Source organism: Halomonas sp. QHL1 (genome assembly GCF_001882345.1).
Lineage (GTDB): Bacteria > Pseudomonadota > Gammaproteobacteria > Pseudomonadales > Halomonadaceae > Vreelandella.
In genome coordinates this window covers 3763141-3775565 of sequence record NZ_MINL01000001.1, presented here as the reverse complement: position 1 = coordinate 3775565, position 12425 = coordinate 3763141, and the positions used below count along the sequence as shown (strand labels likewise).

At 52.3% G+C, this 12425-nt stretch carries 11 protein-coding genes; 6 read left to right on the top strand and 5 right to left on the bottom strand.

Annotated features, from left to right (window positions below; genetic code table 11):
- Positions 1 to 26 precede the first annotated feature (26 nt).
- Both QHL1GM_RS17260 and QHL1GM_RS17255 read right to left on the bottom strand, forming a co-directional pair.
- Entirely contained in the window at positions 27 to 581 is a 555-nt protein-coding gene (locus tag QHL1GM_RS17260) for a DUF1415 domain-containing protein (protein ID WP_071695573.1), read from the bottom strand.
- Positions 582 to 669: 88 nt separating this feature from the next.
- A complete protein-coding gene (locus QHL1GM_RS17255) occupies positions 670 to 1347 on the bottom strand; it encodes a GntR family transcriptional regulator (RefSeq protein ID WP_071695572.1) in 678 nt (225 codons plus the stop codon).
- A 179-nt stretch (positions 1348 to 1526) separates the two neighbouring features.
- On the opposite strand from QHL1GM_RS17255, the gene QHL1GM_RS17250 reads away from it, so the two are divergent.
- The 5 genes from QHL1GM_RS17250 to QHL1GM_RS17230 all read left to right on the top strand — a co-directional run bounded on the left by QHL1GM_RS17250 (position 1527) and on the right by QHL1GM_RS17230 (position 8116).
- Positions 1527 to 2096, top strand: a complete 570-nt coding sequence (locus QHL1GM_RS17250) for a chromate transporter (RefSeq protein WP_071695571.1) — start codon at positions 1527 to 1529, stop codon at positions 2094 to 2096.
- A complete protein-coding gene (locus QHL1GM_RS17245; protein WP_071695570.1) occupies positions 2093 to 2623 on the top strand; it encodes a chromate transporter in 531 nt (176 codons plus the stop codon). The genes QHL1GM_RS17250 and QHL1GM_RS17245 overlap by 4 nt, the downstream gene beginning before the upstream one ends.
- Before the next feature lie 51 nt (positions 2624 to 2674).
- On the top strand, positions 2675 to 4282 hold the full coding sequence (locus QHL1GM_RS17240) for a gamma-glutamyltransferase family protein (RefSeq protein WP_071695569.1): 1608 nt from the start codon (positions 2675 to 2677) through the stop codon (positions 4280 to 4282).
- 127 nt (positions 4283 to 4409) lie between these two features.
- Positions 4410 to 6275 carry an ABC transporter ATP-binding protein gene (locus QHL1GM_RS17235; RefSeq protein ID WP_071695568.1) on the top strand — a complete coding sequence of 622 codons (1866 nt, stop codon included), beginning with the start codon at positions 4410 to 4412 and terminating at the stop codon, positions 6273 to 6275.
- A gap of 164 nt (positions 6276 to 6439) precedes the next feature.
- Positions 6440 to 8116: a methyl-accepting chemotaxis protein gene (locus QHL1GM_RS17230; protein ID WP_071695567.1), complete on the top strand. Its 1677-nt coding sequence runs from the start codon at positions 6440 to 6442 to the stop codon at positions 8114 to 8116.
- A gap of 375 nt (positions 8117 to 8491) precedes the next feature.
- Here QHL1GM_RS17230 and QHL1GM_RS17225 read toward each other — a convergent pair whose 3' ends face one another.
- The gene (locus QHL1GM_RS17225) at positions 8492 to 10735 is read right to left on the bottom strand and encodes an ATP-binding protein (RefSeq protein ID WP_071695566.1); all 2244 of its coding nucleotides are present in this window, start codon (positions 10733 to 10735) and stop codon (positions 8492 to 8494) included.
- 18 nt (positions 10736 to 10753) lie between these two features.
- Complete coding sequence (locus QHL1GM_RS17220) at positions 10754 to 11272, bottom strand: oxidoreductase (protein ID WP_254795327.1); 519 nt, start codon at positions 11270 to 11272, stop codon at positions 10754 to 10756.
- A gap of 166 nt (positions 11273 to 11438) precedes the next feature.
- Here QHL1GM_RS17220 and QHL1GM_RS17215 point away from each other — a divergent pair, with 166 nt between their 5' ends.
- Positions 11439 to 12152 carry a response regulator transcription factor gene (locus QHL1GM_RS17215; protein WP_071695565.1) on the top strand — a complete coding sequence of 238 codons (714 nt, stop codon included), beginning with the start codon at positions 11439 to 11441 and terminating at the stop codon, positions 12150 to 12152.
- Between the two features lie 95 nt (positions 12153 to 12247).
- Here QHL1GM_RS17215 and arfA read toward each other — a convergent pair whose 3' ends face one another.
- On the bottom strand, positions 12248 to 12421 hold the full coding sequence (gene arfA / locus QHL1GM_RS17210) for an alternative ribosome rescue factor ArfA (protein WP_071695564.1): 174 nt from the start codon (positions 12419 to 12421) through the stop codon (positions 12248 to 12250).
- Positions 12422 to 12425: the final 4 nt, after the last annotated feature.

Below are 12425 nucleotides of genomic sequence, written 5' to 3'. Positions count from 1 at the left end.
CAAATCCCAGCCATTCAGCTCAAACCCTAATCATTCACGTCAAAACAGTCTTGCAGCTGTTGCTCAGCGACGGCACTGCCCATTGCCGTTAACTTAGCGATATTGCGCTCTGGGATAGCGTCAGTATCGCCGTAAAACTCAATCGCCTTTTCGACGCTCTCTTCGCGCAGCAGATGCACCATGGCGTAGGGTGAGCGATTGGTATAGTTAGAGGCATCATCGGGCTCAGTACCGTCGAAGCAGTAATCGGGATGAAAGGTGGCGAGCTGATAGATCCCTTCATAACCCTGATCCACAAGAATGCTTTCAGCAAGCTCAACAAAATCCAGGTAGTGATCAAAGCTTTTGAAAAGCGTTGGGAATACCAGCAGCGTCGTTTCTGTTTCCGGATGCTCATCCAGCCACTGTACTTCGACCATCAACTCCTCAAGCGCCACTTCGATTTTCTTGGAGCGCACTACCTCAACACGGATGGTTTCACGCGCTAGCTCCCGTTGAGCGAATGGGCAAATATCGTGCGCCACAATGAAGGTACGCACCCATTTCAGCGTTTGCGCAACTATTTGGTTATCTGTGTGCATAGCACCCTCTTTACTTATCTGGTCGGCGATGACCGACACCCTATGCGCGGCAGTTTACCAACTGTTGGTTGCTAATGTTTGTTACAAACTACACGTGGTCTTGATAGCGCTTCAGGGCGACTTCATAAGATTTGTGAATATGGTCGTCCATTAATTCGCGCGCTGCTTTGGCATCCCGCTGCAGTGCCAGCTCCACGAGTTGATGATGCTGTTCATCCAGCTCTTGGCGAATCGTCGGCATTTTTGGCCCCAGGCGACGGTAGCGATCAAAATGGTCATGCAACTGCTCAATGAAACGTAGGAGCCAGACTGACCCACACGGTGCCACCAATGTACGGTGAAACTGAGTATGCAGATGCTCCCACTCCTCGCCTTTATCCAAGCTAATATCAGCTCGTTTCAGGCGGTGCGCGGCGGCCAACAAATCGGCTTCCCAAAGCGAGTCACCGTTAGCAATAGCCCGCTCTAAGGCCATCCCTTCCATCTCCAAGCGCATCTGGGAAATATCATCCAGCTCATCCCGTGACAGCTTCGGCACGCGAAAACCGCGCTGATTTTCCTGCACTAGCAACCCATAAGCAGCCAACCTATTGAGCGCTTCCCGTAGCGGGCTCAATCCGACTTGGTAGCGATCCTTTAGCGCATTGATAGCAAGCTTTTCACCGGCAACAAAACGCCCACCCACCAAATCTTTACGTAAATGATCAAACACACGACTTGATGCAGTTCCTGCTGGCGTTGCCGACGTAGGTAAAGAATTATTCATGACGATGTCCTTTATTCATCTCAGCTCCCGATGCCCATTCTATTTTTCACGGTTGACGCCGGATCGAGCACTACCTATATTCTATTTTAGACAAGATAATCGATTTTTTAACCTACAAACGATAAATAAGGTCTGGATATGCTTCTGATCTCCTCGTTGGCTCTGCGGGATGCGCGTCCATGAATCCTCCCGCCGCCTCCTGGCAACTCTTCTGGGCCTTTTTCCGCGTCGGCATCTTTGGTTTCGGTGGAGGCCCCGCGATGATTCCCTTAGTGCGCGCCGAGGTCGTCACCCGCCACCACTGGCTAACCGACGAAGAGTTTGCTGACGTCTTGGCGATTGGCAATACCTTACCCGGTCCAATTGCCACCAAAATGCCCGGCTATATTGGCTACCGTGTGGCCGGCATAACCGGCTGTATCGCCGCCGTCATTGCCATTATCGTCCCGATGATTGTGACAATGATTGTCATGTTAGGCATTTTCAGCCGATACCGCGATGTGGCATGGATTCGCGGTATGGGCCAAGCGGTCATGCCTGTGGTAATGGTGATGATGGCACAACTCACCTGGGATTTTTTTGATAAATCACAGGCCGCCCTTGGCTGGCTGATCAGTATTGCCATGGCCATTATTGCCGCAGGGTTGATCTACTGGCTTGGCATTCACCCTGGTTGGGTGATTGGCGCCATTCTCGTTGCCGCTCTCCTACGACCTGTCGGTAAGCAAAAAGCGGAGGGGGCAGCATGATTTATTGGGACCTCTTCTTAGCCTTTTTCATCCCCAACATTATCGGCTACGGCGGTGGCCCCGCCATTATTCCACTGATTGAGGCCGAAGTAGTTGGCCGTTATGGCTGGATGACCGCGCAAACCTTCGCTGAAACCCTCGCCTTGGGCAACGCGCTGCCTAGCCCTATCGCCACCAAAATGGCTGGCTATGTGGGTTATGAAGTCGCGGGCATTGGCGGTGCGTTCATCGCAGTAGCCGCCACGGTTATACCAACGTTGCTTTTGATGCTTGGCGCACTAGGGCTGCTGTATCGTCACCGCGACTCTCCCCGGGTTAAGCGCATGAGCCAATGGGTTCGTCCGGTCATTGCCATGATGATGGCTTGGCTAACGCTGGGGTTCCTGCTCGAAAGCCTCAACTCTAGCGGCACAATTCACACGCTTATCATCGGGGTAGTCGCGGCTATTGCACTGATGCGCTTCAAAACGCACCCGGCTTTTGTGGTCATGGGCGCCCTGGTTTATGGCGCACTTTTTATTAGTTGAACGTCAATATAGGCCAAGACTTAAACCGCTGACCAAAATGTAAGGATTCACATGCAACACGATGCACTCTACTACCCCAGTGCCTCACGCCGAATGGCCACATTCGGTAAACGTGGCATGGTCGCTACTTCTCAACCATTAGCGGCGCAGGTGGGTATTAACATACTGCAGCAAGGGGGCAATGCGATTGATGCCGCGATTGCCGCCGCCGCTGCATTAACGGTAGTGGAACCCACGTCGAATGGGATAGGAAGCGATGCCTTTGCTATTGTCTGGGTCGACGGCAAACTGCATGGCCTTAATGCCAGCGGCCCTGCACCGCAAGCGGCTACCATTGAAGCGCTGAAAGCACTCGGCCACGACACCGTGCCAAACCACGGCATGCTGCCTGTTACGGTACCCGGCGCTCCTGCTGCATGGGCGGCACTGTCTGAGCGCTTTGGCAAGCTGCCGTTTGCAGAGTTGCTAGCCCCTGCCATTGCGCTGGCAGAAGAAGGTTTCCCTGTCTCTCCCGTCATTCATCAAATGTGGAAGGACGCCTTCACCAACTATTCGGCCTATAGCGAGGCTTCTTTCAAACCTTGGTTTGATACGTTTGCCCCCGAAGGTCGAGCACCGGAAGCGGGTGAACTGTGGCGCTCGGAAGGCCATGCTAAAAGCCTAAAAGCGATTGCCGATACCCACGGCAAGGCATTTTATGAGGGCGAACTGGCCGAGGCTATCGACGCCTTTTCCCGCGAACACGGCGGCCTGTTGCGCAAAGAAGACCTGGCGGCTTACCAGCCGGAGTGGGTCGACCCGATTAGCGTTCGCTACAAAGGCCATGATATTTGGGAGATACCGCCCAATGGCAGCGGCATGATTGTGCTGCAAGCGCTGGGTATGCTGGAGCACTTAGGCGACGAAGGGCGAGACCCGGTCGAAACGCTCCACCGTCGCATTGAAGCCACCAAACTGGCTTACGTCGATGGCTTTGCGCACGTTACCGATCTGGATGCTATGCGCCCCACTGTTGATCAGATGCTTGCCGACGACTATTTGAAGTCGCGTGCTGCACTGATTGGCGAACAGGCGGTTGACCCAGTACACGGCAACCCGATTCAGGGCGGCACGGTGTATCTGGCAACAGCTGACAGCGATGGCAATATGGTGTCACTGATTCAAAGTAACTTTAAAGGCTTTGGCTCGGGCATGGTCGTTCCCGGCACTGGCATCAGCCTGCAGAACCGCGGCTGGTCGTTCTCACTCGACCCCCAGCATCCCAATGCTTTGGCGCCAGGCAAACGCACCTATCACACCATCATCCCCGGCTTTATCACCAAAGATAACCAAGCCGTTGGACCGTTTGGCGTGATGGGTGGCTATATGCAGCCCCAAGGTCATGTGCAGGTGGTAACGGCGATGCTAGAAGATCAGCTTAACCCCCAAGCGGCCCTCGATATGCCACGTTGGAAGTGGACCAAAGGCAAGACCATCGAAGTGGAAGCCGACTTCCCTAATCACTTAGCGCTTGCGCTGGCCCGCCGTGGCCACGACATCGTCAAAGTTGCCGATTCCATCAGCTTTGGCCGTGGGCAAATCATTCTGCGCAACACTAAAACGGGCGTATTGCAAGGCGGCACCGAGCCGCGCACCGACGGGGCAGTGCTACCCTGGTAAATACCTATACAGGTAATTCTCTCTCCGCCGCGTTGCCGTTGAAGGCAACCGGCGGTTGAGCTGGCTATCCACGCTTAACCACCGCATCATGGCACTCCTTTTTTGTTAGATACCTGTCTGTCCAACTATGTCACCACCACCTTCTGGATCTACTTCCTCCTCACCGCTAAGCGGCTTTTTTGGCGTGTTCCGTTATAGCCGCCGCGCCCTTGGCTTGGTGTGGGACACCTCCCGCTGGATGATGCTGGGCTTAGCGCTGTGTACCTTGGTCGCGGGTGTGCTTCCCGCCGTGGCTGCCTGGGTCGGCCAATTGATTGTGGATGGCGTGGTAAGTGCCATGGACGATCATCAAGCAACCACTGATCCCAACCTGCTAGTGTCCATTGCACCGGTACTAAAGCTGGTGGGGATTGAAGCCGTCATTATTGCGCTGATTGCCCTAGCTCAGCGCGGCCTTTCTGCCCAGCAGTCGTTGTTAAGAGCGCTATTGGGGCAGAAGGTCAATGTGATGATTCTGGAGAAAGCCGGCCAGCTATCACTTAGCCAGTTTGAGGACTCAGAACTTTACGACCAGCTCACCCGGGCGCGGCGTGAAGCGTCTACACGCCCACTTGCGCTGGTGAACAAAACCTTTGGACTGCTGCAAAATGCGATCTCGCTAGGTAGCTTTGGGGTACTGCTAGTGCAGTTTTCCCCCTGGGCACTGTTGATCTTGGTGGCGGGCGCCCTGCCGGTATTTATCTCGGAAGCCAAATTCTCGGGCGATGCTTTTCGGTTGTTTCGCTGGCGCTCGCCGCAAACCCGTATGCAAATCTATTTAGAGACGGTGCTTGCACGGGAAGACAGCATTAAAGAGGTCAAGCTATTCGGGCTTGAAGGGCTGTTTCTTAAACGCTACCGCGATATTTTTACCCAGTTGTTTGCAGAAGATCGTCGTTTAACCCTTCGCCGGGAAAGTTGGGGATTTCTGCTCGGCCTGCTCGGCACCTTAACGTTTTACGCTGCCTACGGCTGGGTGGTGATTGAAACAATTGCCGGGGCACTGACCCTGGGTCAAATGACCATGTATTTAATGGTTTTCAAGCAGGGCCAGGCGGCGCTCTCCGCCAGCCTTACCGCGATCAGCGGCATGTACGAAGATAACCTTTACCTATCCAATCTTTACGAGTATCTGGAGCAGCCGGTAGAGGGTGAAAACGGGACGCTAACCCAGGGTGTTGTGCCCGGGGACGGGCTACGCTTTGAGCACGTTAGCTTCTCCTACCCTGGCGGCGGCGATTCTCTCCAAAATCCGGTTCTCCACGATATCTCGTTGCACCTCGCCCCTGGGCAAAGCCTTGCCTTGGTGGGCGAAAACGGCTCGGGAAAGACTACCCTTATCAAACTGCTCACGCGGCTCTACCACCCGACCCAGGGGCGTATTCTGCTAGATGGCAGCGACCTGCGGGATTGGAGCACCCAAGCACTGCGTGAGCGCACCGGCGTCATCTTTCAGGACTTCGTGCGCTATCAGCTACAGGTGGGTGAGAACCTTGGCGTTGGCGATACCCATGCCTTTGACGATGAACAGCGCTGGCAGCAAGCCGCACGGCACGGGATGGCGGATGAGTTTATTTCACGCATGGCCAGCGGCTATCAAACCCAGTTGGGCCGCTGGTTTAAAAATGGCCAAGAGCTCTCCGGCGGCCAGTGGCAGAAAATTGCCCTCTCAAGGGCCTATATGCGAGAGAACGCAGATATTTTGGTCCTGGATGAGCCCACTGCCGCCATGGATGCCGCCGCAGAAGCCGAGATATTCACCCGCTTTCGCGAACACAGCCGCGACAAGATGGCCATTCTGATCTCCCACCGTTTTTCCACAGTACGCAGTGCTGATCTCATTCTTGTTATCAATCAGGGACATATTATCGAGCGTGGCACCCATGAAGAGTTGCTTGCTGAAAATGGCCGCTATGCGAAGCTTTTTCAACTGCAAGCGGCTGGGTACAAATAACCTCTCAAATATAAATCGTTCTTATTATAAAACTAACTTTCTTGTTATAAAGTTACTTAAGCATAGAACGTGAACAAAAGTGACAAGCATCATAAAGCTATCGACCAAAGTAATGCTTTAAAGGTAATGTGCTCTCATCTTTTTCCACTACCGGAGTGGCACATATGAACCGCCTCCATCAGATAAAAGTTAAGTATGCACTTGCCTTTATTAGCGTCGCTTTAGCGCTATTGTTAATTGTGGTAGCCGATGCACTACTGGTTAACACGGTAAAAAGTCGCTTAGATACGTTTATCACTAACTATATTCCGGCTACTTCAGCCACACTTAACGGCGACCGGGATCTTTATCAAGCTCGTGTTGCTGAGATTAGATATGTAATGTCAGACCCTAATACAGAACAAGCAACAATATTAGCAACCGATTTTGAAGAGAATGCCCAGCAGGCCTACGATAAACTGGAACAATATGCCGAACTGATGCAGAAACACCCAGAGCTAACTACTCATTTAGAAAACTTCGAATTTCTATATAGTAATTGGCGGCAAGGAGCTGAGCATGTAATTTATTTACACAGATCTGGAGAAACTGAAGAGGCGCTAGAAGTTCTATCTATTTCATCGAAAGATAATTTTGAAGCATTACGTGAGGTATATGATATATCCGGACAAAGTATTGACACCGCAACCCAGCAAGCACAATCAGAAGCTTTGTCAAGAATCAAGCTACAACAAACTTCAACTATTATTTTTGCCCTCATCGTTTTTATTGCGGCAGTGCTTGTCGCTCTATTGGGTCCGCTAATGATGTCCCGCGCCATTCGTCAAATTAGTGGGCGTATTAAAGAGATCACAGAAGGCGATGGCGATTTAACCGCGCGCATTGAGAGCCAACGCCGTGATGAAATTGGTGAATTGGCACAACAGTTTAATGCCTTTATTAAACGCATTGACGATACGCTTCAGTCAGTTAGTAGTAGTACGGTTAGTCTTCAACATGCCTCAAGTGAAATTGCTAAAGGCAGTCAAGAACTTGCAGCACGTACAGAACAAGCCGCGGCGAACTTGCAGCAAACCTCAGCTTCTATGGAGCAAATCGCGGCGGTGGTCAACAACGCCTCTGACTCAGCCCAGCAGGCTGATCAACTGGCGCTTTCAACCCGAGACCTCGCTCAACAAGGCTTAAACTCCATGCACAGCGTTGAGCAAACCATGGATACGATTAACGACTCTTCATCTGAAATCAGTAACATCGTCAATCTGATTGATAGCATCGCTTTTCAAACCAATATCCTGGCGCTGAATGCGTCGGTAGAGGCCGCCCGCGCAGGAGAGCATGGGCGGGGCTTTGCGGTAGTTGCCCAAGAGGTGCGTATATTGGCCAGCCGTTCCAGTGATGCATCCAAAAATATTGCCGATTTGATCAATACGTCGTTAAGCCGCACAAAATCAGGCGTTAACCAAGTCAAACAAACCGGCGTAACCATGCAGGAGATGGTAAAAAGCATCGAGCGTGTGGCCGACGTGATTGCCGAAATTAGCGCCGGTGCGAAAGAACAGAGTGTGGGTATCGGGCAAGTCAACGATGCGGTCAACGAGCTGGATAGCATGACCCAACACAACGCCTCCATGGTGGAAGAGTCCAGCGCTGCTGCGGCGGAGCTAAGAGAACAAGCCGAGCGATTGGGCGTGCTAGTGGGAGCCTTCAAACTCAGCAATGCTAACGAGCAACAAGCCCTTGGCAAAGCAGCACTCACCTCGACAGCACGCAGGCCTGCGACGACGCCTGTGGCTCAACGACGTGTGGTGAGCCCCCCGCAACCCGAGTGGGAATCGTTCTAAGCAGTCTGTACCTTTTCCTTCCTTGGGCTTTCATAGGCCCAAGGAATTTAACCAATTAGCTTTAAGCATTTTCCTTTCGAACTACCGCGCCACCCGATAACGAATAGCTAAGAGTATGGGGTCATCAAAGGAATCACTATGCTGTCTAATGCTTTAATTATTGATGATGATCTTGATGTGCAATTGCTGGGGAAGATGTTACTGCGTCAGCAGGGATATGAACGAGCAGCCTAGCGGAGCTCGCGCGAAAGCCAGCCCTATGTTGGTCGAAGCAGGTTGTGCGGTGGGTCAGGGTTACTTTATTTCTCGGCCACTCACCGCAGCTGCCTTTAACGCTTGGATGTGTGAGCAATCACAGGCCCAGGTAATGGCTGCTCATGACGAGAGCATGCTTGCTCGCTGTAACGCATGCTGTGTAGAGGTTTGCAGCGCCACTAACCGCTCCACATAAATGGCCAGCTCATTCAGCGGCGCTTCTAACGCTGCTTGCTCCAAATGGCTGGCTTGCTCTGCAATCGCAGCGCAGCCTAGAGAAGCCGCAGCCCCCTTCAGTGAATGCGCCTCCTGGCCCATGGCTTGGCGGTTCTCTGACTGCCAGTAGGCGTTAAGGCGAGCGATACGCTCATCAAGCCGCGTTAAAAACGTGGACAGCAGCGCATCCAGAGCCTTGGGCTCAAAGGTGCTTAGCAGCTCTTCGCAAAGACGCTTATCGAGCACTTGCACCGCCCCAGTACTATCGCCCAGCGATTCGAGGCTTTTATTAGGAGCGGTAGCGTGAATGCTGACAGACTCAACGCCTACGTCGTTTGAGAGATAGCGGCAAATCACCTGATGCAACTCATCGCGCGTAAAAGGTTTATGGATCATATCGTCCATGCCGCTTTGCATGCAGCGCTCGCGGTGCTCTGGCATCACATTGGCGGTAATCGCCACGATCGGTAGCTTAGGCAGTAGATGCACAGCTTCATAATCGCGCCAACGTTGGGTAGTTTCTGTGCCATCCAACTTAGGCATCTGCATATCCATTAACACCAAATCAAACCGGCCATGGTCTGCTTTTAATTGATCGAGCGCTTCCTGGCCGTTCTCAGCGACGGTTACCTGCTGGCCAAGACGCTCAAGCATGACGCGTGCCACCGTTTGATTTAGCGGGTTATCCTCTACCACCAAGATATGATGGTGGGAGGTCATTGCTCGTTGATGTTCACCGCTTTGATAAATGGCCAAAGGTTCGGCTTCCGGCAGACTGACAGTGAACCAAAATCGACTGCCGAGCCCCTGCTGGCTGTTAACGCCTATCTCGCCCTGCATGGCCTCGACCAACCGCTTACAGATTGCGAGCCCAAGCCCTGTACCTTCATGGCGGCGTGCCATAGAGGTGTCCACTTGCGAGAACGCCGAGAAGAGCTGCGCTTGATCCGCTACTGCGATACCACAGCCAGTATCGTGTACCTCCACGAGAACATTATCATCCCCAAGAGGTTTTACCTGGCATTTGACGAAACCCTCTTCCGTGAACTTCAAGGCATTATTGATTAAGTTCATCATGACTTGGCGTAGCCGTGCGATATCGCCTATCACATAACGGGGTAGCGCCGGGTCGATAGCGTAACTAAAGGTGACCTTCGCCTTGGGTTCGCGGAGGCTATAGCTTTCACAGAGCTGGTCGATGCATTGGTGAAGATCAAACGGTTGAATATCCAGGTCGAGGCGTCCCGACTCAATTTTGGTATAGTCGAGAATATCGTTAATTACCGCGCGTAGGCTCTCCGCACTGCGCTTAAGCGCCGCTAAATAGGTCTGCGCATTTGAGGTTTTCACCTCTTCACTTAATAAGTCTGTCATACCTACAACCCCATTGAGCGGCGTACGGATTTCATGGCTCATCACCGCCATAAACTCAGATTTTGCCAGGCTGGCTTTCTCTGCTTGCTTGGCAGCCTCGTTCAGCTCTTGGCCCTTGGCTTCTAACGCCAGGGCTTTACGATCGCTCGAGCGGCCTTCCAGAATCAACGCGCGAACCAACATACCACCTGACAACATGAGCAGCGTAATCAGTAGCAGTACCAGACCGTATAAGTTCGTCAGTATTCGGCGCTCTGAGCTACGCATGCGGGATACGTGAGCGTTGGTTTCAATCAGGATGGTACCGGTGAACTGCTGGAGGCTTGTCGCCCTCTCCAAGAGGGTGGCAATTAAGGCACTATTTAATTCAGTCGGGTCGTCCCAGAGCGGTTCAAGCAGCTCTTCCATTTCTAAAATCAATACTTCGCTCTGTCGAGTGACTTCCTCAACGCCTTCGAGATTAGCCACGACTTTGCCGATTTCACCTTGAAAAAAAAGTGATTGCCGACTGAATAGAATTTCATAACGCAGTAGTACGTCGTCAACTGTGGCGTTATCAGATTTTGCTTCAAGCAGCGTTAACCGAAACTCGCGTACCTCACGATCAAACTGATAACCGGCCCAAAGCAGGTTTTCGAGCAGTCGATTCTCCAGCGCATGTTGACGGTTATAAATAACCCCACCGGTGGTGAGCGCTGAAAGAAAAAAAAGGATCGCTGAAAATGTAGCGACCCTGGTGCTGCGGGAAAAATAAAACTTCAATAAGGCCAGCATGGCAATTATCCGGTTATTTTATTCAACGTCGATGCGCGCCACCTGCCACACCGAGCGCATAAGAATCTCTTCGTTCAAAAGTTCAGGGTGCTGGTCAAAAGGGTAAATAACAAATAGCGGCCCCTGATCCCGAACACGCAATGCTTGGCCGTTCGCCTGCATAGCAAAAATCATATCGTAATTCTCAAAATCACTGACGGGTATCGTTGACGCGTACTCATTGAGTGCCACTACGCGCATACTTTCACCTTCAGCACCAGCGGCCTCCAATATGGCCCGTCCCAATGGGCCGGAGAAGCTTACTTCGCCGTCGTACCAGGGCGTGTGCGTAATGGTTTCGTGCTGCTCCAAGGCCTCCAACATCGCTTTGTCGAAATGCGCCTCATCACCCACATTTGTCTGCCCCACCTTGCCACTTACCACCAATATCACCGTGCCTTTAGGCGGCTCCAGAGCGATAGCATGGGTCGAAAGCAAGGCTAGTCCCGCCGCGACGATGCAAACCACAAAGTTAACCATCATAGGACGACGTACCATGCTGCACCTCGGTGCTCATCGTTGAGAATGCAGGCATTGTATATCGGCCATCGGCGGGTTAACTGTGAACCTTTGTGTCAACGTATCAACATCAACTAAGCTTTATGCATGAGTTTGCCGCGTCTACGCGGGTGACGTTCATAAGACGACAATAAGGAAGTTCATCATGCATATTGGCGTACTTGAAGATGACCTCGACCAGCAAGCTTTTATTGAGCAGTGTCTACTAACGGCAGAACATCAAGTTTCACTGTTTAGTCGCTCCAGCGAGCTTCGCCGCGCAACACAGCAGCACACCTTTGACCTGCTTATTATCGATTGGCGTCTGCCCGACAGCGATGGCATGGATGTGGTTGCTCATCTACGCCAGCACGACAATTGGCGCGGCCCAATCCTGTTTATTACCGCCAGCCAGGGCGAAGACGACGTCGTTAAAGCCCTGGAGCAGGGCGCCGACGATTTTCTCGCCAAACCCCTTCGCCCCAGTGAACTTATTGCCAGAGTGAGCGCGTTAGGTAGGCGCTCTGGCTATGCCACGCCGCGCGCTGCGCCAGCCTGCCCCAACACCTTTACTATGCATACTGAGGAGCACTACATCAGCGTGGCGGGTAACGCCGTTGATTTAACCGAACGTGAGTATCGGTTAGCCGCGCTGTTTTTCTCAAAAATTGGCGAGGTAATAACCCGCGCGCATCTACTCGAACTGGTATGGGGCATTAAAGGGGATGTTTCGACACGTACCGTGGATACCCACGTAAGCCGCCTACGCCGTAAGTTGGAACTGGATGGGCGGCATGGCCTGCGCTTGCGTAGCGTGTACCAGTCTGGATATCGAATGGAGACCTGCCAAATCACCACGCCAGAGGAAGCGGTTAAATAGGTTAACTTTTCTATAGGCATTATTAATAATACGGAGTAGGCCTATTATTGTCGCGCAACAGAGATATAGCCAAGCAGTCGAGCACAAAACGTGTTTCAAGCGGCTTGGCTATATCCCTGCTTATTTCCAAGGTTAGCTTCTTGCTTAGTGATACGCCCTTTACGGGAATAGCTGCCTTTGCCTTTTTTCGGCGTTTGCTGCTGCATTTTAAACATTGGTGTTCGCAGCTGCGCTTTTAACGCGTTGTCTTTAATCTTGCGTTGTTTCATCGTT

Bases quoted from the DNA above. Each gene is read 5' to 3' on its own strand.
- QHL1GM_RS17260 (WP_071695573.1), bottom strand. From the start codon at position 581: ATGCACACAGATAACCAAATAGTTGCGCAAACGCTGAAATGGGTGCGT.
- QHL1GM_RS17255 (WP_071695572.1), bottom strand. From the start codon at position 1,347: ATGAATAATTCTTTACCTACGTCGGCAACGCCAGCAGGAACTGCATCA.
- QHL1GM_RS17250 (WP_071695571.1), top strand. From the start codon at position 1,527: ATGAATCCTCCCGCCGCCTCCTGGCAACTCTTCTGGGCCTTTTTCCGC.
- QHL1GM_RS17245 (WP_071695570.1), top strand. From the start codon at position 2,093: ATGATTTATTGGGACCTCTTCTTAGCCTTTTTCATCCCCAACATTATC.
- QHL1GM_RS17240 (WP_071695569.1), top strand. From the start codon at position 2,675: ATGCAACACGATGCACTCTACTACCCCAGTGCCTCACGCCGAATGGCC.
- QHL1GM_RS17235 (WP_071695568.1), top strand. From the start codon at position 4,410: ATGTCACCACCACCTTCTGGATCTACTTCCTCCTCACCGCTAAGCGGC.
- QHL1GM_RS17230 (WP_071695567.1), top strand. From the start codon at position 6,440: ATGAACCGCCTCCATCAGATAAAAGTTAAGTATGCACTTGCCTTTATT.
- QHL1GM_RS17225 (WP_071695566.1), bottom strand. From the start codon at position 10,735: ATGCTGGCCTTATTGAAGTTTTATTTTTCCCGCAGCACCAGGGTCGCT.
- QHL1GM_RS17220 (WP_254795327.1), bottom strand. From the start codon at position 11,272: ATGGTACGTCGTCCTATGATGGTTAACTTTGTGGTTTGCATCGTCGCG.
- QHL1GM_RS17215 (WP_071695565.1), top strand. From the start codon at position 11,439: ATGCATATTGGCGTACTTGAAGATGACCTCGACCAGCAAGCTTTTATT.
- arfA (WP_071695564.1), bottom strand. From the start codon at position 12,421: ATGAAACAACGCAAGATTAAAGACAACGCGTTAAAAGCGCAGCTGCGA.